General features: G+C 72.8%; 19 protein-coding genes and 2 tRNA genes. 13 read left to right on the top strand and 8 right to left on the bottom strand.

Annotated elements, in window-relative coordinates; translation table 11 throughout:
- Nucleotides 1–35: 35 nt before the first annotated feature.
- Genes AACH10_RS14810 through AACH10_RS14800 form a run of 3 tightly spaced genes read right to left on the bottom strand, consistent with a single transcriptional unit; the run spans nucleotide 36 to nucleotide 2,334 of the window.
- Nucleotides 36–818: a hypothetical protein gene (locus AACH10_RS14810; RefSeq protein WP_341411217.1), complete on the bottom strand. Its 783-nt coding sequence runs from the start codon at nucleotides 816–818 to the stop codon at nucleotides 36–38.
- The gene (locus tag AACH10_RS14805; protein ID WP_341411216.1) at nucleotides 812–1,756 is read right to left on the bottom strand and encodes a biotin--[acetyl-CoA-carboxylase] ligase; all 945 of its coding nucleotides are present in this window, start codon (nucleotides 1,754–1,756) and stop codon (nucleotides 812–814) included. Before AACH10_RS14805 ends, AACH10_RS14810 begins: the two co-directional genes overlap by 7 nt.
- Nucleotides 1,757–1,761: 5 nt before the next feature.
- Nucleotides 1,762–2,334: an SET domain-containing protein gene (locus tag AACH10_RS14800; protein WP_423228611.1), complete on the bottom strand. Its 573-nt coding sequence runs from the start codon at nucleotides 2,332–2,334 to the stop codon at nucleotides 1,762–1,764.
- A gap of 164 nt (nucleotides 2,335–2,498) precedes the next feature.
- Between AACH10_RS14800 and AACH10_RS14795 the strand changes: the two genes are divergently transcribed.
- From AACH10_RS14795 to AACH10_RS14770, 6 genes are all read left to right on the top strand, one after another.
- On the top strand, nucleotides 2,499–5,156 hold the full coding sequence (locus tag AACH10_RS14795) for a DNA topoisomerase III (protein ID WP_341411214.1): 2,658 nt from the start codon (nucleotides 2,499–2,501) through the stop codon (nucleotides 5,154–5,156).
- A 1-nt stretch (nucleotide 5,157) separates the two neighbouring features.
- Nucleotides 5,158–5,472: a DUF167 domain-containing protein gene (locus AACH10_RS14790; RefSeq protein ID WP_341411213.1), complete on the top strand. Its 315-nt coding sequence runs from the start codon at nucleotides 5,158–5,160 to the stop codon at nucleotides 5,470–5,472.
- Between the two features lie 112 nt (nucleotides 5,473–5,584).
- A complete protein-coding gene (locus AACH10_RS14785; RefSeq protein WP_341411212.1) occupies nucleotides 5,585–6,616 on the top strand; it encodes an AEC family transporter in 1,032 nt (343 codons plus the stop codon).
- 88 nt (nucleotides 6,617–6,704) lie between these two features.
- Nucleotides 6,705–7,985 carry a glutamate-5-semialdehyde dehydrogenase gene (locus AACH10_RS14780; RefSeq protein WP_341411211.1) on the top strand — a complete coding sequence of 427 codons (1,281 nt, stop codon included), beginning with the start codon at nucleotides 6,705–6,707 and terminating at the stop codon, nucleotides 7,983–7,985.
- An 8-nt stretch (nucleotides 7,986–7,993) separates the two neighbouring features.
- Nucleotides 7,994–8,722, top strand: a complete 729-nt coding sequence (gene queC / locus AACH10_RS14775) for a 7-cyano-7-deazaguanine synthase QueC (RefSeq protein ID WP_341411210.1) — start codon at nucleotides 7,994–7,996, stop codon at nucleotides 8,720–8,722.
- Nucleotides 8,719–9,285, top strand: a complete 567-nt coding sequence (locus AACH10_RS14770; protein WP_341411209.1) for a LemA family protein — start codon at nucleotides 8,719–8,721, stop codon at nucleotides 9,283–9,285. The genes queC and AACH10_RS14770 overlap by 4 nt, the downstream gene beginning before the upstream one ends.
- 1 nt (nucleotide 9,286) lies before the next feature.
- On the opposite strand, the gene AACH10_RS14765 is transcribed toward AACH10_RS14770, so the two are convergent.
- Entirely contained in the window at nucleotides 9,287–9,718 is a 432-nt protein-coding gene (locus tag AACH10_RS14765; protein WP_341411208.1) for a BLUF domain-containing protein, read from the bottom strand.
- Nucleotides 9,719–9,722: 4 nt separating this feature from the next.
- Nucleotides 9,723–10,472, bottom strand: coding sequence for a GTP cyclohydrolase I (gene folE / locus AACH10_RS14760; RefSeq protein WP_341411207.1), 750 nt, complete (start codon nucleotides 10,470–10,472; stop codon nucleotides 9,723–9,725).
- A gap of 134 nt (nucleotides 10,473–10,606) precedes the next feature.
- Between folE and rsmB the strand changes: the two genes are divergently transcribed.
- From rsmB to AACH10_RS14730, 6 genes are all read left to right on the top strand, one after another.
- Nucleotides 10,607–11,980 carry a 16S rRNA (cytosine(967)-C(5))-methyltransferase RsmB gene (gene rsmB, locus AACH10_RS14755; protein ID WP_341411206.1) on the top strand — a complete coding sequence of 458 codons (1,374 nt, stop codon included), beginning with the start codon at nucleotides 10,607–10,609 and terminating at the stop codon, nucleotides 11,978–11,980.
- A gap of 13 nt (nucleotides 11,981–11,993) precedes the next feature.
- Nucleotides 11,994–12,578, top strand: a complete 585-nt coding sequence (locus tag AACH10_RS14750; RefSeq protein ID WP_341411205.1) for a DUF4390 domain-containing protein — start codon at nucleotides 11,994–11,996, stop codon at nucleotides 12,576–12,578.
- Between the two features lie 7 nt (nucleotides 12,579–12,585).
- Complete coding sequence (locus tag AACH10_RS14745) at nucleotides 12,586–15,000, top strand: sensor histidine kinase (RefSeq protein WP_341411204.1); 2,415 nt, start codon at nucleotides 12,586–12,588, stop codon at nucleotides 14,998–15,000.
- Nucleotides 15,001–15,006: 6 nt separating this feature from the next.
- Nucleotides 15,007–15,777: a response regulator gene (locus AACH10_RS14740; protein ID WP_341411203.1), complete on the top strand. Its 771-nt coding sequence runs from the start codon at nucleotides 15,007–15,009 to the stop codon at nucleotides 15,775–15,777.
- Between the two features lie 114 nt (nucleotides 15,778–15,891).
- Nucleotides 15,892–15,967, top strand: a tRNA-Phe gene (locus AACH10_RS14735).
- Nucleotides 15,968–15,972: 5 nt separating this feature from the next.
- A tRNA-Gly gene (locus AACH10_RS14730) sits at nucleotides 15,973–16,048 on the top strand.
- A gap of 68 nt (nucleotides 16,049–16,116) precedes the next feature.
- On the opposite strand, the gene AACH10_RS14725 is transcribed toward AACH10_RS14730, so the two are convergent.
- The 3 genes from AACH10_RS14725 to AACH10_RS14715 all read right to left on the bottom strand — a co-directional run bounded on the left by AACH10_RS14725 (nucleotide 16,117) and on the right by AACH10_RS14715 (nucleotide 24,374).
- Complete coding sequence (locus AACH10_RS14725; RefSeq protein WP_341411202.1) at nucleotides 16,117–16,731, bottom strand: OmpA family protein; 615 nt, start codon at nucleotides 16,729–16,731, stop codon at nucleotides 16,117–16,119.
- 68 nt (nucleotides 16,732–16,799) lie between these two features.
- Nucleotides 16,800–22,667 carry a YDG domain-containing protein gene (locus AACH10_RS14720; protein ID WP_341411201.1) on the bottom strand — a complete coding sequence of 1,956 codons (5,868 nt, stop codon included), beginning with the start codon at nucleotides 22,665–22,667 and terminating at the stop codon, nucleotides 16,800–16,802.
- 39 nt (nucleotides 22,668–22,706) lie between these two features.
- Entirely contained in the window at nucleotides 22,707–24,374 is a 1,668-nt protein-coding gene (locus tag AACH10_RS14715; protein ID WP_341411200.1) for a ShlB/FhaC/HecB family hemolysin secretion/activation protein, read from the bottom strand.
- Between the two features lie 225 nt (nucleotides 24,375–24,599).
- Between AACH10_RS14715 and AACH10_RS14710 the strand changes: the two genes are divergently transcribed.
- On the top strand, nucleotides 24,600–26,525 hold the full coding sequence (locus AACH10_RS14710; protein WP_341411199.1) for a serine/threonine-protein kinase: 1,926 nt from the start codon (nucleotides 24,600–24,602) through the stop codon (nucleotides 26,523–26,525).
- Nucleotides 26,526–26,541: the final 16 nt, after the last annotated feature.

Here is a 26,541-nt window from a genome sequence, read left to right as displayed (position 1 = left end):
TCTGACCGGGTCTGGAGCCGGGCGCTGCGCCCGGCTCAGGCGCGCGATGCGGCTGCCGCGCCCGGCGCGGGCGCGCAGGGCCGCCAGGCCTGGCGGCCGGGCAGCGTGAGGGCGGCGGTGCGGGCCTTCAGGTCCAGGCCGCCCGGGTCGGCCACGCGCAGCAGGGTGCCGGGCGCGTGCGCCTCGGCCATCACCAGCTGGGCGCTGATCACGCCGCGGTTGCGCAGGGCCTGCAGCGCCGCCTCGGCGGTGCGGGCATCGGCATAGCGGCCCAGCACCAGGCCGGGCAGGTGCCTGGCCGGGATGTCGGGCGACTGGTGCAGCTCGACGAAGGTGACGCCCTTGCGGCGCAGTTCGCCGGTCTTGCGCTGCAGGTGCTCGGGGTCGGCGTAGCGGCCCATCAGGATCACGTGGCGCGGGGCGGCCGGTGCGCTGGCCGCCTGCCAGGCCGTCTCGGGCACGCCGGCCTCGCGCAGCACGCGCTTGGCCGCGGCCAGCGTGGCGGCGTCGAAGGGGCCGGCCTCCACGCACACCGGCGTGCGCGGCGCACTGGCCTGGGCCAGGCTGGGCGGGGCGGGCGGTGCCGCACCCTGGGGCGCATCTGGCACTGGCACCGGCGCCGACGCGCCGACAGGGGCCGGCCGAGGCGGCGGCACCGGCTGCACGCGCAGCGCGCCGGGGTTGACCTGGCGCTGCAGGCGCTCGGGCTCGTGCTCGCGACCATCGCTGCCGGACAGCCAGCGCTCGGCGCCGCCCCAGCGCGCGGCCAGCAGGGCGCCGTTCACCACCAGCAGGCCGATCAGCAGCGGCCTCAGCATGGCGCGGCGGTTGCCGGCGGCAGGGCGCGGCGCACGCTGACCTCGCCGCTGTTCACCGGCACGCGCTGCGTGCGGCCATCGGGGCCGGTGCAGCGCAGCCACAACGTGCCTTGGGCGTCCACGCCATCGGCGACGCCCTGCGGCGCATCGGGCAGCGTGGTGGTCACCGGCAGGCCGGCCAGCAGGTCGCGTGCGGCAAAGCGGGCCTGCAGCGGTGCAAAGCCCTCGCGCGCAAACGCCAGCAGCGTGTGCACCAGGGCCGGCGCCACGCGGGCCAGGGCCTGCGGCGCCGTCAGTTCCGGGATCAGCTCGCGGGCGTGGGCATGGCCCCAGGGCAGCGGCGGCTCGTCGGCGGCCGGTGCGGGGCGCGGCTGCAGGTTCAGGCCGATGCCGATCACCGCCACGCGCTCGCCGCCCACCGGCAGCGTCTCGATCAGGATGCCGCCCAGCTTGCGGCCCACGCAGGCGGCATCGGCCAGCAGCACGTCGTTGGGCCACTTCAGGCCGATGCGCGGCGCGCCAGCCTGGCCGTCCACGGTGGGGCGGGCATCCGCCGGGTCGAGCGCCTCGGCCACCGCCAGGCCCACGGCCAGCGACAGGCCCGACCAGTCGGCCGGCGCATAGGGCAGCATCAGCGAGAAGGTGAGCGCGCCGCCCGGCGGCGTGACCCAGGCCTTGCCCTGGCGGCCGCGGCCGGCGGTCTGCGTCTCGGCCACCAGCAGGCAGGGCAGGGTGTCGTCGTGGCGGTGGTGCTCGGCCGGGCCGGCCGGCCGGTCGTCGCTGCGGCGGTGGCCGCGGCGCACGCGGTCGAGCAGCTCGGTGTTGGTGGACCCCATGCGCGCCACCACCTCCACGCTCAGGCCGGGCAGCAGCGGCTCGAGCTGCTGCCACAGAGCCTCAGCGCCCCAGTGGACGTGGCCGGTGTGCGCAGGGGTCATGCCGCTCACTTCTTCGGTTTGGCCTTGCGCGGCTGCTTCGGCGCCAGCATGGTGCCGCGGCAGGCGGCGGCACCGCAGTGGCAGGCGAAGCGCTTCTTCAGCGCGGGCGTCATGCGCTCGTCGATCACCAGGCCGTAGTCGAAGAACAGTTCCTCGCCCGGCGCGATGTCGCGCAGCGCATGCAGCAGCACGCGGCCGCTGGAATCGTCGGCCTCGATGTTCGGATCGCAGCTGTGGTTGATCCACTTGGCCGAGTTGCCGTGCAGGCGGCCGTCGATGACCAGCTCGTCGTTCAGGTGGAAGTAGAAGGTGTGGTCGGGCTGCGACGGATCGTGCGGATGGCGGCGCACGGCCTCGTCCCAGCCGATGATCTCGCCGGTGTACTCGATCACGAAGTCACCCTCGGCGATGGGCTGCAGTGCGTACATGCCCTTGCCGTGCACGCCGCTCTTGCGCACCTGCAGCCGCCGCCCCTGGCCGCGCGGCGCCTGGGTGGCCGAGGCATCCCCATGGGCCTGGGCCGGCACATGCCGGGCCGCCGGAGCGTGCGCGTCGGGATCGTGATCGTTGGCTTGCACGGCAAACTTCATTGGGTAAAGTGAATTCATGGGCGCGTGCGCACACCCGTACATGGGCGTGCGCGCGTGCGAGACTGCGGCGCGGATTGTAGGCACGGCCCCTGGCATCGAACCCCAGGGCTGGGCCGCCGATCCACGCACCCGAGCGTTTGCCGACCCCCGACATGACCAAGACCCTCATCATTGCCGAGAAGCCCAGCGTGGCGCAGGACATCGTGCGCGCGCTGACGCCCACGGCCGGAAAGTTCGACAAGCAGGCCGACCACTTCGAGAACGACCGCTACGTGGTCACCTCGGCGGTGGGCCACCTGGTGGAGATCAAGGCGCCCGAGGAGTACGACGTCAAGCGCGGCAAGTGGAGCTTTGCGCACCTGCCGGTGGTGCCGCCGCACTTTGACCTGGCCCCGATCGACAAGGCCAAGAGCCGGCTGAGCGCGGTGGTCAAGCTGGCCAAGCGCAAGGACGTCAGCGAACTGATCAACGCCTGTGACGCGGGGCGCGAAGGTGAGCTGATCTTCCGCCTGATCGAGCAGTACGCGGCCGGGGCCAAGGGCACGCTGGGCAAGCCGATCAAGCGCCTGTGGCTGCAGAGCATGACGCCGCAGGCCATCCGCGAGGGCTTCGAGAAGCTGCGCAGCGACGAGCAGATGCTGGGCCTGGCCGATGCGGCGCGCAGCCGCAGTGAGGCCGACTGGTTGGTGGGCATCAACGGCACGCGGGCCATGACGGCCTTCAACAGCCGCGATGGCGGCTTCTTCCTCACCACCGTGGGCCGGGTGCAGACGCCGACGTTGTCCATCGTGGTCGAGCGCGAGGAGAAGATCCGCAAGCACATCGCCCGCGAGTACTGGGAGATCAAGGCCGGCTTCGCGGCCGAGGCAGGTGAATACGAAGGCAAGTGGTTCGACCCGGCCTACAAGAAGGACAAGGCCATCGGCCCTGATCCGTCCAACCCGGTGCCCGAGGGCGACCGCCGCGCCGACCGCTGCTGGACCGAGGCGCAAGCCCATGCCATCCGCGATGCGGTGCTCGGCCAGCCGGCCACCGTGACCGAGGAGAGCAAGCCCTCCACCAGCGCCTGCCCGGGCCTGTATGACCTGACCACGCTTCAGCGCGAGGCCAACAGCCGCTTCGGCTTCAGTGCCAAGACCACGCTGGCCCTGGCCCAGGCGCTGTACGAGAAGCACAAGGTGCTGACCTACCCGCGGACCGACTCGCGCCACTTGCCCGAGGACTACTTGGCCACGGTGAAGAACACCTTCGGCATGCTGGCCGACGAGGATCTGCCGGGCCCGCTGCGCAGCTTAAGCATGCACGCCCGCAAGGCCATCAACGAGGGCTACATCAAGCCCAGCAAGCGCGTGTTCGACAACGCCAAGGTGTCGGACCACTTTGCCATCATCCCCACGCTGCAGGCGCCCAAGAGCCTCAGCGAGGCCGAGGCCAAGCTGTACGACCTGGTGGTCAAGCGCTTCATCGCCATCTTCTACCCGTCGGCCGAGTTCCAGGTGACCACGCGCATCACCAAGGTCAAGGGCAAGGTGGACGGCGCCGAGCACTGCTTCCAGACCAACGGCAAGGTGCTGGTCAACCCCGGCTGGCTGGCGGTGTACGGCAAGGAAGCCCAGGCCGATGACGACAAGGACACCACGCTGGTGCCGGTGAATGCTGGCGAGATGGTGGCCAACGAGTGGGCCGACGCGGTGGCGCTGAAGACCCGCCCGCCGGCGCGCTACACCGAGGCCACGCTGCTCAGCGCGATGGAAGGCGCGGGCAAGACCATCGACGACGACGAGCTGCGCGAGGCCATGGCCGAGAAGGGCCTGGGCACGCCGGCCACGCGGGCGCAGACCATCGAAGGCCTGATCGCCGAGAAGTACATGCTGCGCGAAGGCCGCGAGCTGATCCCCACCGCCAAGGCCTTCCAGCTGATGACGCTGCTGCGCGGCCTGGACGTGGAAGACCTGACCAAGCCCGAGCTCACCGGCGCCTGGGAGCACCAGCTGGCCGAGATGGAGCATGGCCGCCTGAGCCGCGCCAAGTTCATGGAAGGCATTGCCGCCATGGCCGAGCGCATCGTCAAGAAGGCCAAGGAATACGACCGCGACACCATCCCCGGCGACTACGCCACCTTGAAGGCTGCGTGTCCCAACTGCGGCGGCGTGGTGAAGGAGAACTACCGCCGCTTCACCTGCACCGGCGCCGATGGCAACAGCGACGGCTGCGGCTTCAGCATGACCAAGATCCCGGCCGGTCGCAGCTTCGAGCTGCACGAGGTGGAGACCTTCCTGGCCGACAAGAAGATCGGCCCGCTGGAAGGCTTCCGCTCCAAGGCCGGCTGGCCGTTCACGGCCGAGCTGAAGCTGGTGCGCGATGACGAGATCGCCAACTGGAAGCTGGAGTTCGACTTCGGCGACGACGCCAAGGAAGGCGAGGGCGAAGGCGAGGCGGTCGACTTCTCGGGCCAGGAATCGCTGGGCAGCTGCCCCAAATGCAAGGGCCACATCCACGAGCACGGCAGCAACTACGTGTGCGAGCACAGCGTGGGCGCCAAGGTCACCTGCGATTTCAAGACCGGCAAGATCATCCTGACCCAGCCGGTCAGCCACGAGCAGCTGGGCAAGCTGCTGCGCACCGGCAAGACCGACCTGCTGGACGGCTTTGTCTCCAACCGCACCAAGCGCAAGTTCAAGGCCATGCTGGTCTGGGACGAGAAGGAGGGCAAGGTGGGCTTCGAGTTCGAGCCGCGCGGCGAGAAGGGTGCGAGGCCCGCCGCGAAGAAGACGGCCGGCCGCAAGGTGGCCGCCAAGAAGGCCGAGTGAGGTGACCTGGACTTGTCTGCGGGCCACCGGCCCGCAGGCCTGCGTGCTGGACATCAGCGTCTCGCCCAACGGCAAGCGCACGGCGGCCGAGGGCTGGCACGACGGCGCGCTGCGCGTGCGCCTGGCCGCCCCGCCGGTGGACGGCAAGGCCAATGCCGCGCTGGTGGCCTGGCTGGCCGATGCCATCGGCTGCCCGAAGCGCGACGTGAGCCTGCTGCGCGGCGACACCGCGCGCCGCAAGCAGCTGCAGATCGACCGCCCGGCCGACGACGTGGCGGCGTGGCTGGCGACGCTGGGCCTGCCCCAGCCCGAATGACACTGCGCGGGGTGGCATTGCGCGAGGTGGCATTGCGCGAGGTGGCATTGCGCACCGTCGCCGGGCCGCTGTGCACCGGCGCAGCGCGGCGGCGCGGCATCATCGGGCCCGCATGACACTGACCATCGCCACCAAGCTGTTGTCCATCGTGCTGGCCGTGGTGCTCGGCTGGCTGGCCGGCCGCATGCGCTGGCTGGGCGAGCCGGCCGCGCGCGCCGGCGATGCCGACCCGGCGCGCATGCTGGGCAATGCCGCGTTCTACATCTTCGTGCCGGCGCTGCTGATCCGCACCACGGCGCGGCTGGATCTGGCGGCGCTGCCGCGCACCACGCTGCTGGCCTTCTTCGTGCCGGCCATCGCGATGACGCTGGGCGCCTACGTGCTGGCGCGCTGGCAGGCCGGCCGCCTGCCGCCGCTGCCGCCCGGTCGCCAGCTGCCCGAGGCCGAACGCCGCGCCGCGATGCCGGCCGCGCGGGCCTTCGCGGTGGTGTTCGGCAACTCGGTGCAGGTGGGCATCCCGGTGGCCACGGCCATGTTCGGCGAGGCCGGGCTGGGCATCCATGTCACGCTGGTCAGTCTGCACGCCCTGGTGCTGTTGACCTTGCTGACCGTGCTGGTGGAACTGGACCTGGCGCGTGCCCGCTCGGCGCACGAGGCCACCAGCAGCGTGCTGCGCACCGTGCGCACCACGGTGCGCAACGCGGTGATCCACCCGGTGACGCTGCCGGTGCTGCTGGGCCTGGCGTGGAACCTCACCGGCCAGCCGCTGCCGGCCGTGGTCGACGAGGTGCTGCAGCTGCTGGGCACCGCGGTGGCGCCGCTGTGCCTGGTGCTGATCGGCCTGTCGCTGGCCTACACCCGCATGCATGGCGCACTCGGCCCGGCGCTGGGCATCACGCTGGCCAAGCTGCTGCTGATGCCCGCGCTGGTGCTGGGCGTGGCCCATTGGGGCTTCGGCCTGGGCGGCCTGCCGCTGGCCGTGGTGACGGTGATGGCCGCGCTGCCCACCGGCAGCAATGCGCTGATCTTCGCGCAGCGCTACCGCTCGCAGGAGGCCGAGGCCACGGCGGCCAGCGTGCTCAGCACGGTGGGCTTCATGGCCACCGCGCCGCTGTGGTTGTGGGCGGCCACGGTGCTGGGCTGACGGGCGCCCCACCGCCACCGCGCCCCGGCTGCCGCCCTGGCCGCCGCGCCCTGCTGCGCCGCAGCAGGGCGTTTGCGACAATCGCGGCATGACGCCGACCGACATCCCTGCCTACATGGCCCACGTGGGCGTGGCCGCCCGTGCCGCCGCCACCGCCATGGCCGCCGCGTCCACCGCGGCCAAGAACGCCGCCCTGCGCGCCCTGGCCCAGGGCCTGCGCGAAGCCGGCCCGGCCCTGCAGGCCGAGAACGCGAAAGACCTGGACGCCGCCCGCGCCGCCGGCCTGGCCGAGCCGATGGTCGACCGCCTCAAGCTGAGCCCGTCCGTGATCGCCACCGTGGCCGAAGGCTGCGAGCAGATCGCCGCCATGCCCGACCCGATCGGCGAGATCACCGGCGTGAAGCGCCGGCCCACCGGCATCAGCGTGGGCCAGATGCGTGTGCCGCTGGGCGTGTTCGGCATGATCTACGAGAGCCGGCCCAACGTGACCATCGAGGCCGCCAGCCTGGCCATCAAGAGCGGCAACGCCTGCATCCTGCGCGGCGGCAGCGAGGCCCTGCACAGCAACCTGGCGCTGTGGAAGCTGGTGCAGGCCGCCCTGGTGCAGGCTGGCCTGCCGGCCGACGCGGTGCAACTGATCGAGACCACCGACCGCGCCGCCGTGGGCCGCCTGATCGCCATGCCCGAGTATGTGGACGTGATCATCCCGCGCGGCGGCAAGGGCCTGATCGAGCGCATCAGCGCCGAGGCGCGCGTGCCGGTGATCAAGCACCTGGACGGCAACTGCCACACCTATGTGGATGCGCAGGTCGACCTCGATCTGGCCGTGACGGTGACCGACAACGCCAAGACGCAGAAATACAGCCCCTGCAACGCCACCGAGGGCCTGCTGGTGCATGCCGGGCAGGCGGCCGCCTTCCTGCCGCGCATCGGCGCGGTGTTCGCGGCCAAGGGCGTGGAGATGCGTTGTGACCCGCGTGCCCAGGCCATCCTGTCCGGCGTGGCCGGCGCGCAGGTGGTGGCGGCCACCGAGGCCGACTGGGCCACCGAGTACCTCGACAAGATCATCAGCATCAAGGTCGTCGACAGCCTGGACGAGGCCATCGCCCACATCAACCGCTACGGCAGCCACCACACCGACGCGATCCTCACGACGAACCACCCGAACGCGATGCGCTTTCTGCGCGAGGTGGATTCGGCCAGCGTGATGGTGAACGCCAGCACGCGCTTTGCCGACGGCTTCGAGTACGGCCTGGGCGCCGAGATCGGCATCAGCACCGACAAGTTCCACGCCCGCGGCCCGGTGGGGCTGGAAGGCCTCACGTCGATGAAGTGGGTGGTGCTGGGGCAGGGCGAAATCCGCCAGTGATGCCGGGCATGAGTGATCCGCGCACGGCCATCGTCCTGTTCTCCGGGGGGCAGGATTCCACCGCCTGCCTGGCCTGGGCACTGGACCGTTACGCCCGTGTCGAGACCCTGGGCTTCGACTACGGCCAGCGCCACCGCATCGAGCTCGATTGCCGCCAGGTGGTGCGGCGTGCGCTGGCCGCGCAGTTTCCGCATTGGGCGGCCCGGCTGGGTGACGACCATGTGCTGGACCTGAGCCTGCTGGGCCAGATCAGCGACACCGCGCTGACCAGCGAGCGCGCCATCGAGCTGCAGGCCAACGGCCTGCCCAACACCTTCGTGCCCGGTCGCAACCTGCTGTTCCTGACGTTTGCCGCCACGGTGGCCTACCGCCGCGGCGCCAGCGTGCTGGTGGGCGGCATGTGCGAGACCGATTTCTCCGGCTACCCCGACTGCCGCGACAACACCCTCAAGGCGCAGCAGATCGCGCTGTCGCTGGGTCTGGACACGCCGATGACCATCGAGACGCCGCTGATGTGGCTGACCAAGGCGCAGACCTGGGCGCTGACGCAGCAACTGGGCGGTGACGCGCTGAACGCGCTGATCGTCGAGCACACCCACACCTGCTACCTGGGTGAGCGCGGCGCGCTGCACGCCTGGGGCCATGGCTGCGGCCAGTGCCCGGCCTGTGCGCTGCGTGCGGCCGGTCATGCCGAGTGGTGCGCAAGCCGGCCGGGCGCCGGGGCGGGCGCGGCATGAGCGAGGCCGGGCTGTCCATCGCCCACCTGCCCTGGGGCTGGATCGGCCTGCTGGTGGTGCTGGGCCTGTGGATGCTGGGCGCGCGCAACCGCATCGTGGCGCTGCGCGGTGCGGTCAGCACGGCCTGGCAGCAGGTGGATGCGGTGATCAAGGCGCGCCAGCAGGCCATCGGCGCGCTGCTGGATGCGGCGCTGCCGCTGCTGACGGCCGAGCGCGGTGCGGTGGACGCCGTGGTGGGGGCGCAGATCCAGGTGGCCACGGCCGCCGAGGTGCTGCGCAAGCGCCCCACGCGCGAGGAGCCCACGGCGGTGCTCGCGCGCGCCGAGATCGGCATGTCCTCGGCACTGGCGCGCCTGGTGGCGCTGATCGAGACGCACAGCGAACTGCGCTACGAAACCGAGGTCAAGGCGCAGTTGCGCGCGTTGGCCGACCAGGCGCCGCGCCTGGCCTTTGCCCGCGAATCCTTCAACGAGGCGGCGCTGCGCTACAACGCCGCCATCGACCAGTTCCCGACGCGGCTGCTCAACGGCCTGTTCCGCTTCGAGCGCGCCGGCACCTTGTAGGTCAGCGGTCGGTCATCACCGAGGCCGTGGCCACCAGTTCGTCGAACAGCGCCAGCGAGGCCTGGCCCGACACGCCGTAGGGGTCGAGCACCGGCATGGCCGAGTACTTCAGCAGCAGCGCGGGGTTCAGCCGGCTCATGTTCACCAGGCCCATGGCCCAGCCGGAGAAGCGGCGCTCGGCGATCTCCTCGTAGCTGAGCAGTTCCACGTCGGTGTGGCGCGGGTCGCGGGCGATCTTCAGGTACAGGCGGTTCACCGCCGAGCGGCCGCCTTCCAGCGCCTGCATGAAGATGCCGCTGGCCGGGCAGTGGCACAGCAGGCCGGTGACGCCCTGGGTGGGGTTGTGCTCCTTGCAGTGGCGCATGATGCCGGCCAGTGCGTCGGCATCCAGGTCGGCCGCGGCGCGGCTTGCGTACATCAGTCGTACCAGCATGGTGTCAACGCTCCTGGCTCTTCTTGGGCAGCAGCGAGAGGAATTCGCGCCGCAGGTTGGGATCCTTCAGGAAGGCGCCGCGCATCACGCTGTTGACCATCGCGCTGTCGTCGTCCTTCACGCCGCGCCAGTGCATGCAGAAGTGGTCGGCCTCCATCACGATGGCCATGCCGTCGGGCTTGACCCGGTCCTGCAGCGCGTCGGCCAGCATCACCACGGCCTCTTCCTGGATCTGCGGGCGGCTCATCACCCAGTCGCACACGCGGGCGTACTTGCTCAGGCCGATCAGGTTGCTGTGCTCGTTGGGCAGGATGCCGATCCACACGCGGCCGATGATCGGGCACAGGTGGTGGCTGCAGGCCGAGCGCACGGTGATCGGGCCGACGATCATCAGCTCGTTCAGGCGCGAGAAGTTCGGGAACTCGGTGACGGACGGCATCGGCACATAGCGGCCGCGGAACACCTCCTCGACGAACATCTTGGCCACGCGCTTGGCCGTCTCGTTCGTGTTGTGGTCGCTGTCGGTGTCGATCACCAGCGCCTGCAGCACCTTGTGCATCTCGCGCTGCACCTCGGCCTTCAGCTCGGTGAGCTCGCCCTCGCGGATGTGTTCCGCGATGTTGTCGTTGGCGTGGTAGCGGCAGCCGGCGTTCACCAGCCGCCAGCGGATGCGTTCGGAGGCCGGCAGCCGGGCCAGCTCGGCCTCGCTGAGGGCCGGGCGCGTGGCGGGCGCGGCGGTTTCGGGATCCGTCATGGGGGTGATCCGTCGAGTGGGCGGGTGCGCATTGTGGGGCGGATGCCGCAGGCCCGGAGGGCGAAGGGGCTCCGCCCGTGCAGCCCGGCGGCGCCAGCGTGAAGCCTGCCCGCCCGGCCTTAGACTCGCCGCCCATGTCCGCGCCTGCCCAAGCCCTGTCGCGCCTGCTCGATGCCGTGGCCGACGCGGTGGCGGCGGTGCGCGCCGGCAAGTCCCTCAATGAACCGTTGGCCGCCTGTCCGCCCGACTTGCGCGCCGGCACCCAGGCCCTGGCCTTCCACGCGCTGCGCCACCTGGGCGCCGCCGAGGCGCTGCGCACCGCGCTGGCGCCCAAGCGGCCACCGCCCAAGGTGGATGCGCTGCTGCTCACCGCGCTGGCGCTGCTGTGGCCGGGCCAGGCCGATGGCGGCCTGCCGCCGCCCTATGCGCCGCACACGCTGGTCGACCAGGCCGTCACCGCGGCGCGCAAACGCACGCCGCAGGCGGCCGGCTTCGTCAATGCGGTGCTGCGCCGTTTCCTGCGCGAGCACGATGCGCTGGTGGCCGCTGCCCGCACCCGGCCCGAGGCGCTGCACCAGCATCCGGCCTGGTGGATCGACCGCGTGCACGCTGACTGGCCCGACACGTACGCCGCGCTACTGGCCGCCGCCAACCGCCCGGCGCCGATGGTGCTGCGCGTCAACGCCCGCCAGTCCGACGTGCCGGCCTACCTGGCGCGCCTGGCCGAGGCCGGCATCGGCGCACGCTCGCTGGCCAGCCCCGCCACGCCGCAGGCCATCGTGCTCGACCAGCCCTGCCCGGTGCAGGCCCTGCCGGGCTTTGCCGATGGTGCGGTGTCGGTGCAGGATCTCTCGGCCCAGCGCGCCGCGCCGCTGCTGCTGGATCCGGCGGCGCTGGGCGCCGGCCCGGCGGGCGAGGCGCCGCCGCCGCTGCGCCCAGGTGCGCGCGTGCTGGACGCCTGCGCCGCCCCCGGCGGCAAGACCGCCCACCTGCTGGAGCTGGCCGACCTGGACGTGCTGGCGCTGGATGCCGACGTGCACCGCCTGGCCCGCGTGCGCGACACGCTGGACCGCGTGCGCCTGAGCGCCGCGCTGGCCGCCGCCGATGCGCGCCACACCGGCGCCTGGTGGGACGGCCGGCCCTTCGACGCCATCCTGCTGGACGCGCCCTGCACCGCCTCGGGCATCGTGCGCCGGCACCCCGATGTGCGCTGGCTGCGCCGCCCGGCCGATGTGACGGCGCTGGCCCGCATCCAGGCCGAACTGCTGGACGCGCTGTGGCCGCTGCTGGCGCCGGGCGGGCGCCTGCTGTACGCCACCTGCTCGCTGTTCCGTGCCGAAGGCCAGCAACAGATCGACGCTTTTTTGCAACGCCACGGCGCGTCCGGCGCACGGCTGTGGACAGGTTCTCCCGGTCATCTGCTGCCCCTGCCAGACAATGGGTCCACGCCGGCCGGCGCACCGATCCAGGGCGACGGCTTCTTCTACGCCCTGCTGCTCAAGCCTTGAGTCCGTCCCGCCGATGCGCCGCCACCAGCCGCCACTGCTGCCGGGCACGCCCCAGCGCGTGCCGCGCGCGCTGCGCTGGCTGGGCACGCTGCTGGCGCTGCTGACGCTGTGCACCGCGCTGCACGCCCAGGGCGTCGATCTCGCCGGCCTGCGCGTCAAACGCGCCGACGGTGAACTGGCACTCGACTACCAGGCCCGCCTGAGCCTGTCGCCGTCCATCGAGGAGGCGCTGCACCGCGGCGTGCCGCTGTACTTCACGGCCCAGGCGGCCGTCTACCGCAACCGCTGGTACTGGCGCGACGAGCGCGTGGCCCGCGTCAACCGCACCTGGCGCGTGGCCTACCAGCCGCTCACCGCGCAGTGGCGTGTCAGCCTGGGTGGGCTGTCGCAGGTGTACGGCAGCCTGTCGGAGGCGCTGGCGCCGCTGTCGCGGGTGAGCGGCTGGCGCATCGCCGATGGCGAGAAGCTCGAATCCGGCGAGCGTTACTACGTCGAGTTCAGCTTCCGCCTCGACAGCAGCCAGCTGCCACCGCCGATGCAGGTGGACATCGGCAGCGACTGGAAGCTGGGCGTCGAGCGCACGGTGAGAGTGGATTGAGCGCAGCGTGACCAAATCGGCGCGGTGGGCATTGCTGGTGTCGTCGGTGGCCGTGCTCGGCCTGGTGCTGGTGCTGGCCTTCGTGCTGTCGCTGTCCACCGGCGGCGGTCTGGTCAGCGAGCGCAATTTCGTCTGGCTGTACTGGGTCAACGTGGCGGTGGCGGCGCTGCTGCTGCTGGCCATCGGCCTGGCGCTGATCCGCCTGCTCACGCGGCTCAAGCGCGGCAAGTTCGGCAGCCGGCTGCTGGCCAAGCTGGCGGGCATCTTCGCGCTGGTGGCGGTGCTGCCGGGGGCGCTGATCTACGGCGTCTCGTACCAGTTCGTCGGCCGCAGCATCGACGCCTGGTTCGACTCGCAGGTGGCCACCGCGCTGGACGCCGGCTTGGCGCTGGGCCGCGGCACGCTGGACGCCGCCGCCAGCGACCTGGCCGCCCGCGCCCGCACCGGTGCCGACCGCCTGTCCGAGCTGCGTGCCACGCTGGGCCCGCTGGCACTGGAGCGCGTGCGCGCCCAGCTGGACGTGCGCGACGCCGTGCTGCTGGGCCCCAACGGCCAGGTCATTGCCTCGGCCGGCGGGGCGGCCGAGGTGCTGCAACCCGAGCGCCCGGCGGCCAACCTGCTGCGCCTGGCGCGCAGCCAGCGCAGCGTGGGCGTGCTCGAAGGCCTGGACGACGAGCCGCGCGCCGGTGCCCGGCCCACGGCCCGTGTGCGCGCCGTGGCCGTGGTGCCCAACCTCGACATCTCGCTGGCCACGGCCAACGAGGAGCGCTTCCTGATGCTGGTGCAGCCGGTGCCCGATGCGCTGGTGGGCCAGGCGCTGGCGGTGCAGGCCGCCTACCGCGACTACCAGCAGCGTGCCATCACCCGCGACAGCCTGCGCCGCATGCTGCTGGGCACGCTGACGCTGGCGCTGGTGCTGTCGGTGTTCGGCGCACTGCTGCTGGCGGTGATGCTGGGCAACCAGATCGTGCGCCCGTTGCTGCTGGTGGCCGACGGCGTGCGCCAGGTGGCCGAGGGCGACCTGACGCCCAAGCCGGTGTTCGCCTCGCGCGACGAGCTCGGCGGCCTGACCCGCTCGTTCGCGCAGATGACCGAGCAGCTGTCGGAGGCGCGTGAGCAGGTGCAGCGCGGCGTCGGCCAGCTCGAGCGCGCGCGCACCCGGCTGCAGACCATCCTCGACAGCCTGACCGCCGGCGTCATCGTGCTCGACCGCCAGGGCCGCATCGACACCGTGAACCCCGGCGCCACGCGCATCCTGCGCCAGCCGCTGTCGGCCTACCGCGGCCGCCGGCTCGACGAGGTGCTGGGCCTGACCGACTTCGCCGCCGCCGTGTGGCAGCGCAGCGAGCTGCACCGCACCCACCCCGAGGCCGGCGAGCGCGACCACTGGCAGGACGCGTTCGAGCTGCCGATCGGTGGTGGTGTGGGTGGCGGCGCTGGTGGCGGTGCGGGTGGGGCCACCCCGGCTGGCGCGGGCGAAACGGTCAACCTGCTGGTGCGCGGCGCCCTGCTGCCCGGCGACCAGCGCCTGCTGGTGTTCGACGACATCACCGAGGTGGTGTCGGCCCAGCGCTCGGTGGCCTGGGCCGAGGTGGCGCGGCGCCTGGCGCACGAGATCAAGAACCCGCTCACCCCCATCCAGCTCTCGGCCGAGCGCCTCGAGCACAAGCTGGCCGGCCACTTGGCCGAGCCGGCCGACCGCGCGATGCTGGCGCGCTCGGTGGCCACCATCGTGGCCCAGGTGCAGGCGATGAAGAAGCTGGTCGACGAGTTCCGCGACTACGCCCGCCTGCCGGCCGCCAAGCTGGCCACGCTGGACCTCAACGCCCTGGTGCGCGAGGTGCTGGGCCTGTACGCCGCGGCGCAGGAGCAGGGCCGCCTGGTGGCCACGCTGGAGGCCGGCCTGCCAGCCATCGACGGCGACGCCAGCCAGCTGCGCCAGGTGATCCACAACCTGGTGCAGAACGCGCTGGACGCCGTGGCCGACCAGGCCGACGGCCAGGTGCGCGTGAGCACCGAGGCCGCCCGCGACGACGATGGCGCGCTGCGCTCGGTGCGCCTGCGCGTGGCCGACAACGGCGCGGGCTTCTCCGACAAGGTGCTCAAGCGCGCCTTCGAGCCCTATGTCACCACCAAGGCCAAGGGCACCGGCCTGGGCCTGGCGGTGGTCAAGAAGATCGCCGACGAGCATGGCGCGCGGGTGCGCATCGTCAACCTGCGCGATGCCGGGCCGGGGCCCGACCCCGAGACAGGGGCCGATGCCCATGCAGGCAACGCCGTACGCGGGGCCCAAGTTTCGTTATCATTTTCTCGCTTTGCCCCGGCATCCCCCCCGCCCGCCCCCCACATGCCGGCACAGGCCCGGACCCTGAACCCCGCCCCGGACACCACGGCCCCCGACGCGGCCGCCTCCGGGCAGTGAGCACGCATGGCAACGATTCTTGTAGTTGACGACGAACTGGGCATCCGCGGCCTGCTGTCCGAGATCCTGTCCGACGAGGGGCACACGGTCGAGCTGGCCGAGGACGCCGGCGAAGCCCGCGCCGCACGCGACCGGGTGCGCCCCGACCTGGTGCTGCTCGACATCTGGATGCCCGACGTGGACGGCATCTCGCTGCTCAAGGAGTGGGGCGCCAACGGCCAGCTCACGATGCCCGTCATCATGATGAGCGGCCACGGCACCATCGACACCGCGGTGGAGGCCACCAAGTACGGTGCCACCGCCTTCCTGGAAAAGCCGATCACGCTGCAGAAGCTGCTGCGCGCCGTGGAGCAGGCCCTGGTGCGGCCGGCGCCGCGCCCCGCCGCCGCGCCCGCGGGCCCGGGCCTGGCGCCCGGCCTGGGCGGCGCCGCACTGGGGGGCCTGGGCCACCTGGGGGCGGCCGTGCCGGGCGGCCTGATGCCCCGCATGGCCGAGGTGCCGGCCAACGGCTTCGACGCCGGTGCCACGGCCCTGCCGGCCGGTGCCGCCGCGGCCGGCCATGGCGGCCTGCGCGCCGAGCAGAGTTTCGACCTCGACCGCCCGCTGCGCGAGGCGCGCGACGCCTTCGAGAAGAGCTACTTCGAGTTCCACCTCGCCAAGGAGAACGGCTCGATGACCCGCGTGGCCGAGAAGACCGGCCTGGAGCGCACCCACCTGTACCGCAAGCTCAAGCAACTGGGTGTGGACCTGTCGCGCAACAAGCGCGGCCTGACCTGATCCGGCCGACGGGTCTGCTCAGCCGCCACTGCCGTCGCAGCGGTTGCGATGCGCAAAAAGTCTGCGCAACTTGCCGTGGGGCACAAAACCAGGCTATACTAGCGGGCTGTTGTTGGCCTGGTAGCTCAGTTGGTAGAGCAGCGGATTGAAAATCCGCGTGTCGGTGGTTCGATTCCGCCCCAGGCCACCATCCATGCGGGATTAGCTCAGTTGGTAGAGCGATACCTTGCCAAGGTATAGGTCGAGAGTTCGAGCCTCTTATCCCGCTCCAACATTCAGGCAATCTGCCTGCAAACGCCAGCCCCACGCAGGGCTGGCGTTTTGCTTTGTGGGCCTGGCTTACTGCGTGGTGACGATGGTCACGCGGCGGTTCTCGGGCGCGTCCACCTTCTGCGGGTTCAGCAGTTCACTGGCGCCCTTGCCCACCGAGCTCAGGCGTTCGGGCAGCACACCCAGCTTGGTGGTGAGGTAGCTCACGACGGCCTGGGCGCGTTCGGCCGAGAGCTTCTGGTTCAGGTCTTCGCCGCCGCGCGGGTCGGCATGGCCTTCGACGCGGAAGGCGAAGCCGGCCAGGCGGTCGGACTGCAGGGCCTTGGCCACCTTCTCCAGCACTTGCACGGTCTCGGGCGTGATTTCCGCCGAGCCGGTGGCGAAGGTGATCAGCAGGCTGGCCTTGCCGGGGCCGGGCGGCTTGGTCGCTGCGCCGGGGCGCAGCGACGGGCGGATCGAGCGCATGGCGCCGCTGGCCGCTGCCTCGGACGGCGGCGGGTTGATCTCCAGCGCATCGACCAGGGCGTCCTCGGTGACCTGCGAGGCCTTGAGCAGCGGGGCCGCGGGGGCTTTCTGCGCCTGGACGGCGGTGGCCGTCCACAGCGCCAGCACGGCGCCGGTCACGCCGAGCAGGCGGCGCAGGTGTACCGGGGCGTGGGCCCGGCGGGGGGTGGCAAGGGTCATCGCGGACTCCGATCGGACGGTTCGAACTGTGGGCTCAGGCATTGTGGGGCGGATGGGGTGCGCGGGGCTCAGCGGGTCAGGCGTTCCTCGAGGCGGCGCTGCTCGAACAGGTAGTCGGCACCGGCCTCGTGGCCGCCGTCGCGCGCGGCGCCGTACTGCGGGCGCTGCGGCAGCTGGCGCGCCACCTGGAAGCGGATCTGCTCGAACAGCGAGCTGCCGGGCTTCCAGCTCGACACCTGGCCCAGGGTCTGCATCAGGCTCCAGGCGAAGGGCGAGTGACCGTTCTTGCCAGCGTCGAACACCGGCTCGTTGCCGCCCGAGGACATCACCACCGCCGCGCGGTGCGCCAGCAGCGCCTTGGCGTCCTGGGTGTTGACGCCGCGGATGCGCTCGCCCGACACCAGGCTGCCCGAGAAGCAGCTGTCCGAGATCATCGCCACCTGCTGCGCCGGCAACTGGCGCAGCAGCTTGCCGATGTCGGCGTTGGAGATCCAGGTCTCGGGCCGCGTGGCGTCGGCATCTGCCGGCTGCCAGTAGCCCTGGCCGGTCTTCTCCACCAGCTCGCCATGGCCGGCGTAGTACAGCACCACCGAATCCTCGGGGCCGAGCGTGAACTGCAGCTGGTTCAGCGTCTGGTACAGCATGGCGCGGCTGGGGTTCTCGAGCACCAGGGTCTCGTAGCCCAGGTTGGACTCGAGCGACGCGGCCACCGCGCGGGCGTCGCCCACGGCATTGGCCAGGCGCGGGATGCGCGGGTCGCTGTACTGGTCGATGCCCACCAGCACCGCCACCTTGCGGCGGATCTGCGGCAGCGCCGCGCTCTTGACCGCGCGCGCCGACAGCAGCCGCGCGCCCGGCGCGTTGGCCAGGATGGGCGTGACGGTGATCGGGCCGCTGGGTGCGGCGGCCGGTGCCGTGGCGGGTGAGGCTGTGGTGCCGCCGGCCGGTGCGGCGGCCACGGCTGGCGCGGCGGGGGCGGTGGGTGCGGTGGGTGCAGGGGACGGGGCCGCTGCCGCCGCTGCCGGGGCGGTGGATGACGGCACCGGCATCGGCGCCTGCTGCACCACGCGTGCCGCGGTGCCCGAGGGCGCCAGGCCCGGCAGCGGCGAGAACATCAGGCACTGGCCCGAGGCCGCCTGCTCTGCGGTGGCGCAGCCCGGTGCGTCGGCCAGTGCGGGGTTCTGCTCCAGCCGGGTGATGGCCTGCGCGAACACGCTCTTCTTGTACTGCTCGCGCGCGGTCAGCACCGCGGCAATGGTGTCCTTGGACATGTTGTCCAGGTCGAGGCTGGCGAAGGCGCGGCGCTCGCCGGTGCTGCCGCTGGCCGGCGTGACCACCTGCACCGCATCGAGCGTGCGGCCCTCGGTGGCCGAGCTGGTGGCCGCCGGCACCAGCACCGCCACCACCGCGGTCTGCGCGATCTTGGGGGTGTCGGTCACCAGCGGCACCACCGGCGGCGGGGCCTCGATGCTCAGCGCCACGGCGTTGCCTGGCGCCTGCTCGAAACTGTAGTTAGCCGCCGCGAGGCCGCTGCCGTGGATGGCGTAGCGGCCCGGTGCGGCGCTGGTGGCCGTGGGGGTGCTGAACTGCAGCGTGCCGGTGGTGGCGCTGGCCTGCGTCTCCTCGCCCACGAAGCCGGTCACGCGGCCGCTGAGGGCGGGCAGCGTGCCGCCCTGCACCACGCTCACGCCGTCGGCCACATAGCGCAGCGTGGCGGGCGTGATGGCCGCGGTGGCCGACAGGCTGGCCTGCGCGCTGTCGAGCCGGTAGTTGCCGGCATCGCTGCCCGCCAGGCTGAAGCTGCCCAGCGTGACCGCCTTCTCGCTGCCCACGCCGGCGCTGTCGAACTGGCCGGTGGCAGCGCCGGTGACGCGGTCGCCCTCCAGCACGCCGCTGAGCGTGACGCTCTGCGAGCGCGCGGCGGTGCTGCCGTCGTACACCTTGCTGGCGGCGGTGGCGGCGGTGGCCGTCAGGCTGCGCGGGCTGATGCTGGCGGTGGCCGTGGCGGTGGGAAGCTCGTAGTTGCCGGCATCGGCGCCGGCCAGGCTCAGGCCGCCCAGCGTCACCGTCTTGGCCGTGCCCACGTGGCGGTCGGCGAAGGCCGCGCTGCTGGCGCTGGCGGTCACGGCGTCGCCGCTCACCAGGTTGCCCAGCGTGATGGTGCTGCCGGGCGTGGCCGCCGTGCTGCCGTCGTACACCTTGTCGGCCGCCGTGCCCACGCCGGTGAGCACACGCCGGGTGATGCTGGCGGTGGTGCTGGCCGAGGTGGTGTCCAGGCTGTAGTTGCCGGCGTCGCTGCCGCTGAGCGCGAAGCCGGTGACGGTGACGGTCTTGGCGGTGCCGACATGGCGGTCGGCGAAGCTGCCGCTCATGCCGGTGAGGCCGACGTTGTCGCCGCTGACCGTGCCGCTGAGCGTGCCGCCGGTCAGCGTGGCGCTGGTGCTGCCGTCGTACACCTTGTCGAGTGCGCCGATGCTGGCCACCGTGACCGGCTTGGGCGTCACCGTGCCCACCAGGCTGGCGCTGTCGATGGCCACGCCGTAGACCGGCGCCCCCTGCGCATCGACGAAGCCGGTGCCGGTGGCCACCAGCGACATCGGGATGTCGCTGCCGGCATGGCGGCTGTCCAGCATCAGGCGGCCGGTGTAGGTGACGCCATCGCGCAGGCCGCTCAGGCCGCTGCCGGCGGCGGCCAGGTCGACCGCGGTGCTGCCGTCGTAGACCCGGCTGTAGGCGCTGGCGAGGCCCAGCACCGGCTGGCTGGCGAACAGGAAGCCCGAGCCCGACTCGGCCGGCGTGCTGTCGGACAGCCCGAAGCCGTATTGCCGGAAGCTGGCCTGCAGCGCGCCGGGCTGGAAGGCGTAGCCATCGCCGATCAGGGCCGAGTCGGCCGCATAGACCAGCCAGCGCCCGTTGGGCGTGGACAGCACCTCGCTGCCCGACTGGTTGAAGAAGCCGGCCAGGCTGCCGTAGCCGCTGGTGAAGCTGCTGGCCCGCACATGGCCGCGCAGCGACCCCGCGTTGCTGAAGCCGGACAGGCCGGCGAGGGTGATCGCATCGCCGCTGGCGGTGGACTGCAGGCTGGCGTTGGCGCCCAGCCCGATGCTGTTGGCCAGCAGCGTGATCGTGCCGCCGCTGCTCAGGCTGGTGCCGCTGCTGCTGCCGGTGCCGTCGGTGCCGGTGGTGGCCAGGGCCCGGCGCGTGCTGCCCGGGGGCAGGCCCGTCTGGTTCTGGCTGCCTTCGCCCAGGTCGATCAGGCTGGGGTCGAAGTTGCCGATCAGCAGGATGGGCGCGGTCAGCTGCAGCGCGGTGCCGGCCCCGAAGGCCAGGCTGGTGGCTTCGCCCGAGCGGCCGATCTCGAGGGTGTTGGCGCTGAGTGTGACGCTGGCGGCGTCACCGCTCAGGCGGGCGCCGTCGATCGACAGGGTGTCGCCGGCCGACAGCGTGACGGTGCTGCCCGCGCCGGTGACGATCTCGCCACCGATGCGCACGTTCGTGTCGCCGCTCAGGGTCAGCGCGCCGCCCTGGCTCATGTCGATGGCGGCCGGCGCCGTGCCGGCCAGGTAAAGGGCCAGGTCGCCATTGCTGCCGGCGTCGCGGCCGATCAGCTGCACGCTGGCGCCCCCCAGCGCCACCAGCCGGGCGCTGGCACCGCGCAGGCCCAGGCCGAAGCGCTGCAGCACCGGGCCCAGGCTCGACACCGACGCGGTGCCGTCCATCACCTCGCCGATGATCGTCGCCTGGCCCTCGGCACCCGCCTCGGCGCTGCCGACCTGCACCGGCGCCAGGATGTCCACGCCGGCCGGCATCGTGGTGCTGCGGTACACGCCCGAGTAGGCGCCGCCGTCGATGTTGAGCCGGGCGGTGGCCGTGGTCTGGCCGCCGGCCAGCTTGACGCCGGTGCGGAAGCCGTCGCCGTTGGAATCCACCGTGCCCAGCAGCGCGATGCTGCGCGCCGTGAGCGTGCTGCCGTCGACGATGGCCACGCCATGCGTGTCGCCGCTGCTCACCTCGCTGTGGCCCACGATGCTCAGGCTGCCGCTGCCGGCATCCAGCGTCGAGGCCGACACGGTCACGCCGTCGCGCAGGCCGGTGGTGTCGGTGGCCAGGGCGCCGCGCGTGCTGGTGATCTCGAGCTCGCAGGCGTTCGGACCGCAGGACATGGCGTTGCCGCCCAGCGTGAGGTTGCCGCCGGCCGTGGCCAGCGTGGACGAGCGCACCGCGATCGCGCCCTCGCCGCCGCCGCGCGCCGCCGTCAGCGTGATGGCCAGCGGGGCGCCATCGCTGCGCAGCGTGCTGCGGTCGATGGTGATGTTGCGGTCGGCCAGCAGCGTGAGGCCCACGGCGCTGGACGCCGCCGGCCGGATGGTGGCGTTGATGACGCTGATGTCGCCCGCCCCTTCGCCGCCCGCGCCGGTCTGCACGGTGACGTTGTTGCCGGCGTTCAGCGCCGCCACCAGGGTTGCCGTGCTCAGCAGCGCCGGGCTGCCGGAGCTGGTGAAGCTGGGGTTGCCGCTGACGGCGGTGTCGCTGCCGACGTCGCTGATGATCAGGTCATGCGGGTCGAGCAGCCAGCGACCGGCCGGGCCGGCCGGCGCATCGGTGCGCACCGCAGCCGGGCGGGCATCCAGCCAGCCGCCCGAGGTCTCCACGAAGCCGCCCTGGCCACCCTGCGCACCGCCGCGTGCGCTGAGCGTGCCGTAGCTGCGGTTGGCCTGCGTGCCCCACAGCACCAGCGTGCCGCCATCGCCGCGCGACAGCGCGTCGGCGCTCAGCGTGGCGCCGGGGGCGAAGAACACCGCGTCGGCATTGCGCAGCGCGGCGTCCTGGCCGCGCACGCCGCCCCCCACGTAGGCCGCGCCGCCGCCGGTCTGGCCCGACACGTCGACCCGCGCGTCCGCCAGCAGGCCCACCTGCCGGCCCAGCAGCGAGACGCGGCCGCCCAGGCCGCTGCCACCGGTGGCCGCCACCGTGCCGGCCACCAGCAGCGTGCCGCCCGCGCCGGCGTCCACGCCAATCTGGCCGCCGCTGGCGCCGCTGGCGCTGGTGTGGCTGGTGGCCGACAGGTTCACCGCCTGCGTGCCGGCCAGCAGCACGCTGCCGCCGGCGCCCAGGCTGTCGGCGCGCACGATGCCCTGCTGGTTGACGATGGCCGCCTGCAGGTCGATGCGTCCGCCGCTGGCCACCGCCTGCCCCAGGTTCAGCACCTCGCCCTGCGGCGCGCTGACCTGCAGTGCCAGGTTGGGCAGCGCGGTGTCGGCGAAGGTCATGGTGGCACCGGCCGCCAGCGCGACCTGGCCGCCAGGCGCTTCGATCAGGCCGTCATTGCGCACGCCGCTGACGCCCAGCAGCAGCACCTGACCGCCGTTGACCGTGCGCAGCTCACCCTGGTTGAGCACGTCGGCCGTGCCGCTGGCCGAGAAGCCGGCCGGCGTGAACAGCCGGTAGCGCCGCGTGGTCCAGTCGGCATCGGCGATGGCCAGCGTGGAGGCCACCAGACCGGCCACGTCCACGCGTGCGCCCTGGCCGAACAGCACGCCGTTCGGGTTGAGCAGCCAGACCTGGCCGTTGCTGCTCAGGCTGCCGAAGATCTGCGACGGATCGCTGCCGGTGACGCGGTTGAGCACGCGGCTGCTGGCATCGGGCTGCACGAACTGCACCGCGTGGCCGCTGCCGATCGAGAACTGCTGCCAGTTCAGGATGGCGTTGGCGCTGTTGGTCACGGTCATGCGGCTGCCGCTGGTGGCCACCTGGGCCTGGCCCTGCACGACCTGCAGGCCTGTGGGCAGCGGGGTCGGCAGCGCCGGCCCGGCCGCCTGCAGCGGCAGCGTGGCGAACAGCCCGGCGGCGGCCAGCGCCAGCGGGCGCAGGGCGGGGTGGCGGCGCGTGGCCGGCGGGTGGCGCAGGCTGCGGGACGGGGTGTGCGGGAGGTTCATCGCGGGAACTCCGGAAAGACGGGGTGTGCGGGGCCGGCGTCAGAAGCTGGCGTTCACCGAGACATGGCCGCGCCAGTCGCCACGCTGGGTGCTGGCGGCGTCGTCGAAGGCCTGGGCGGCGGCCAGGCGCAGCTGCACCGGGCCCCAGGCCAGGCGCAGGCCCAGACCGGCCGAGGACAGCGTGCAGCGGTTGTGGCCGGGGCGGCAGGCGGTGTCGGCGTGGTTGCTCACCTGGCCGGCGTCGATGAAGCCCAGCAGCCGCAGGTCCACGCCGTCACCGGCCCAGCCCAGGCGCGGCGTCACCAGCTCCAGTGCCGCCTGCAGGCCGCTGTCGCCCGACAGCTCGCGCTCGTGGTAGCCGCGCACCGAGGCGGCACCGCCGATGCCGAACTGCTCGCCCGGCACCAGCGGATCGGCCGCGCTCTGCACGGCCACGCGGCCGGCCAGCTGCCAGTCGTCGAACACCGGCACGGCCAGGTTGGCCGAGGCGCGCAGCACGGTGTAGCGGCGCTTGGCGCCGGGGCGCACGGCCTCGAAGGCCGCGGCACCGGCATGCGCGCCGCCCAGGCCCAGGTTGTGCGCCACCGCCAGGCTGCCACCGGCGCTGACCTGGCCGGCGCGCTGCACGCTGTACTCCAGCGTGAACGGGTGCACCGTGACGCTCTCGCCAGCGGTGCCGCAGGCGCCGTCGGGCAGGCCGCTGATGCCGCATTCGTTGAGGTAGGCGCGGTATTCCAGCCCGGCGCTCAGGCGCTGGTCGAATTCGCCGGCGCGCGGCAGGTACCACTGGGTGCGGGCGCCGGCGATGCGCCCCTTGCCGGCAAAGCGCAACCCACCCGCGGCGGTGGCCTGCAGGCCGCCGTCGACGCTGGAATAGGCGGCGAACAGGTCCAGTGCGGCCATCTGTGCCACCAGCGGCAGGCGGTAGCCCAGGCTCAGCACCTTGACCTGCGACGGGTGGGTGGGCGAGGTCTGGGCCTGCAGGCTCAGCACATCGTCGTGGCCGCTCACGTCGGCGTGCTGCCAGCCCAGACTGACGCGCGCCTCGCCGGTGCGGGTGTTGCCGGTGTTGTCCAGCCCCAGGTTCCAGCGCGTGGCGGGCTGCTCGTCGACCTTGACCGTGGCTTCCACCTCACCGGGCGCGGTGCCCGGGCCCAGCAGCACGCCGAGCTGGCGGGCGGGGTTCTCGTTGGCCAGCTGCAGTTCGCGGTCGATGCGGCGCAGCCGCGGCGTGGCGCCCTCCACCAGCGCCGGCAGGGCGGCGCGTACGCGCTCGGCGCTCAGGCGCCGGGCGCCCTGCACGCTCACCTTGGCGACCTTGCCTTCCAGCACGGCGATGGTCACCACGCCGTCCTTCACCGGCTGCGGCGGCAGGTAGGCCACCACCGCGCCGAAGCCGGCTGCGCCGTACAGCGCCTGCACCGCCTCGGCGGCGCGGCGCAACTCGGCCAGGCTGCGGCTGCCGCGGTAGGGCTCGAGCGTGGCCTTGATCAGCCCGGCGTCGAGCAGCGTGTTGCCCTCGATCCAGAAGCCGTTGACCTGCACGGTCTCGGGGCTGGTCTGGCCGGCCGGGGCCGCCGTCTGGGCGTGGCCGGCGGCGCCGGCGCCGAGCCCGAATGCCAGCACGCAGGCCTGCGCCACGGCCCGCCCGGTGCGCCCGGTGCGCCGCGGGGCCCGTGGCTGGCGTCGATCTTGTTGCAGCAGCATGCCGCCCTCCGCTTCGGTTTTGCCTCTCGCGCGGATGGTAGGCCGCATGGCCACCGGCCGGATTGACATGCTCCCGCACTCGGGGGTGGGCCATCCCAAACTCGGTGGACAGCCGCGCGCCGCGCCGGTTGGCCGGCATGGCACCTGGCGCGGGCTGGCGGGCCCAGCGCTTACCATCGCGCCAGCCCCGCCGCCTTCGATGGCTCACCCCGGTGAGCGCCTGCCGTGAGCACCACACCGCCCGATCCCGCACGCCCCGTCGCGCCCACCCAGGTCGACCCGTTCAACGGCCGTCCGCCCGGCGCGGGTGGCAGCGCCGGCAATGCGCTGCCGGTGGGCACCTACCTGGGCGAGTTCGAGCTGCTGGGCGTGGTGGGCGAGGGCGGCTTCGGCATCGTCTACCGCGCCTGGGACCACTCGCTCAAGCGCCAGGTGGCGGTCAAGGAGTACATGCCGTCGGCCATCGCGGTGCGCCTGGGCGATGGCGCGCAGGTGCAGGTCAAGAGCGAGCGCCATGCCGAGACCTTCGACGCCGGCCTGCAGAGCTTCGTCAAGGAAGCGCAGATGCTGGCGCAGTTCGACCACCCGGCGCTGGTCAAGGTGTACCGCTTCTGGGAGGCCAACGGCTCGGCCTACATGGTGATGCCGTTCTACGAGGGCACCACGCTGCGCGATGCGTTGCGCGCGCGCAGCGAACGACCCGACGAGGCCACCATCCTGGGCTGGATCGGGCCGGTGGCCGACGCGCTGTCGGTGATCCACGCCGAGCAGTGGTACCACCGCGACATCGCGCCCGACAACATCATGCTGCTGGCCGGCACCGGCCGCCCGCTGCTGCTGGACTTCGGCGCCGCGCGCCGCGTCATCGGCGACATGACGCAGGCGCTGACCGTGATCCTCAAGCCCGGCTATGCGCCGGTGGAGCAGTACGCCGAGGTGCCGGGCATGAAACAGGGCCCGTGGACCGACGTGTACGCGCTGGCCGCGGTGGCGCATTTCGCGGTGCGCGGGCGCACGCCGCCGCCGTCGGTGGGCCGGCTGCTGAACGACAGCTACGAGCCGCTGGCCCAGGCCGCCACCGGCCTGGCCGGGCGCTACAGCGCGCGCTTCCTGGCCGCCATCGACCATGCGCTGGCCGTGCGCCCCGACCAGCGCACGCCCGACATCGCCAGCTTCAAGCGCGAACTGGGGCTGGGCGAAGCCCCGGTGGCGCCGGTGGCCGCCGCCGCCACGGCGCTGCCGCCGCTGCATGCCGGCCGCGTAGACGCAGCGCCGGCCCGCGCCCCGGCCGGGCCCGCTCCGGCGGCCCCCGCGCCGGCTGCGGTGCCTGCGGTGCCTGCGGCGCTGCCGCCCACCGTGGTGATGGACAGCGCTCCGCCTGCTGCCGGCCCGGTGGCCGGTGGCGCCGCAGCAGCAGCAGCGCCCGCCCCGTCGTCGGCCGGCGGGCGAGGCGCGTTGCTCGGTGCCGTCGCCGTGGTGGCGCTGTTGGCCGCCGGTGGCGCCTGGTGGGCCTGGCGTCCGGCGGCTGCGCCACAGCCTGCGGCGGCCGCCGCACCGCCCGCGCCGGCCCCAGTCGCCAGTGCGCCCGCGGGGGGCGGTGCCGTCCCGGGTGGGGCGCCGGCAGCCGCCGGCTTCGACGTGGCGGCCGAGTTCGCCCGCGTGATGCAGGCCCAGACACCGGGCTACGGACTGGACGTGGCCATGGACAAAAGCCGCCTGCGCATCGACCGCGACAAGCTGGTGTTCACGCTGCGCTCGCTGCAGGAAGGCTATGTCTACGTCTTCTACAACGGCGCCGACGGCCAGCTGCAGCAGCTCTATCCCAACGGTCTGACGCCGCCGCCGCGCATCGCCAAGGGCGGCACGCTGAAGCTGCCGCAGGGCCGGCTGGATTTCAACGTGGCCGGCCCGGCCGGCGTGAGCCGCCTGCTGGTGATGGTGAGCCGCTGGCCGCGCGACCATGGCGAGTACGGTCCGAAGGAAGACAACGGCTTCCGCAGCTTCCCCACCGGGGCCGATGCCGCGGCCAAGCTGGCTGCACACCGCGGCCCGCTGCCGCTGCTGGCCGGCCAGGCCCAGTGTCCGCCGGGCGGCGCCACCTGCGAAGACGCCTTCGGCGCGGCGATGACCACCTTCGAGGTGACGCCCTGAGCCTGGTGTGTTGAGC

The sequence above is a fragment of the Pseudaquabacterium inlustre genome, from assembly GCF_038066595.1.
Classification (GTDB): domain Bacteria; phylum Pseudomonadota; class Gammaproteobacteria; order Burkholderiales; family Burkholderiaceae_C; genus Pseudaquabacterium; species Pseudaquabacterium inlustre.
This window is presented reverse-complemented; position numbering and strand designations above follow the sequence as displayed.

Excerpts from the sequence above, each read along its gene's own strand:
- AACH10_RS14715 (WP_341411200.1), bottom strand. The coding sequence starts at position 24,374 with ATGCTGCTGCAACAAGATCGACGCCAGCCACGGGCCCCGCGGCGCACC.
- AACH10_RS14720 (WP_341411201.1), bottom strand. The coding sequence starts at position 22,667 with ATGAACCTCCCGCACACCCCGTCCCGCAGCCTGCGCCACCCGCCGGCC.
- AACH10_RS14740 (WP_341411203.1), top strand. The coding sequence starts at position 15,007 with ATGGCAACGATTCTTGTAGTTGACGACGAACTGGGCATCCGCGGCCTG.
- queC (WP_341411210.1), top strand. The coding sequence starts at position 7,994 with ATGAGTGATCCGCGCACGGCCATCGTCCTGTTCTCCGGGGGGCAGGAT.
- AACH10_RS14810 (WP_341411217.1), bottom strand. The coding sequence starts at position 818 with ATGCTGAGGCCGCTGCTGATCGGCCTGCTGGTGGTGAACGGCGCCCTG.
- AACH10_RS14770 (WP_341411209.1), top strand. The coding sequence starts at position 8,719 with ATGAGCGAGGCCGGGCTGTCCATCGCCCACCTGCCCTGGGGCTGGATC.
- folE (WP_341411207.1), bottom strand. The coding sequence starts at position 10,472 with ATGACGGATCCCGAAACCGCCGCGCCCGCCACGCGCCCGGCCCTCAGC.
- rsmB (WP_341411206.1), top strand. The coding sequence starts at position 10,607 with ATGTCCGCGCCTGCCCAAGCCCTGTCGCGCCTGCTCGATGCCGTGGCC.
- AACH10_RS14785 (WP_341411212.1), top strand. The coding sequence starts at position 5,585 with ATGACACTGACCATCGCCACCAAGCTGTTGTCCATCGTGCTGGCCGTG.
- AACH10_RS14780 (WP_341411211.1), top strand. The coding sequence starts at position 6,705 with ATGACGCCGACCGACATCCCTGCCTACATGGCCCACGTGGGCGTGGCC.
- AACH10_RS14725 (WP_341411202.1), bottom strand. The coding sequence starts at position 16,731 with ATGACCCTTGCCACCCCCCGCCGGGCCCACGCCCCGGTACACCTGCGC.
- AACH10_RS14805 (WP_341411216.1), bottom strand. The coding sequence starts at position 1,756 with ATGACCCCTGCGCACACCGGCCACGTCCACTGGGGCGCTGAGGCTCTG.
- AACH10_RS14795 (WP_341411214.1), top strand. The coding sequence starts at position 2,499 with ATGACCAAGACCCTCATCATTGCCGAGAAGCCCAGCGTGGCGCAGGAC.
- AACH10_RS14750 (WP_341411205.1), top strand. The coding sequence starts at position 11,994 with ATGCGCCGCCACCAGCCGCCACTGCTGCCGGGCACGCCCCAGCGCGTG.
- AACH10_RS14765 (WP_341411208.1), bottom strand. The coding sequence starts at position 9,718 with ATGCTGGTACGACTGATGTACGCAAGCCGCGCCGCGGCCGACCTGGAT.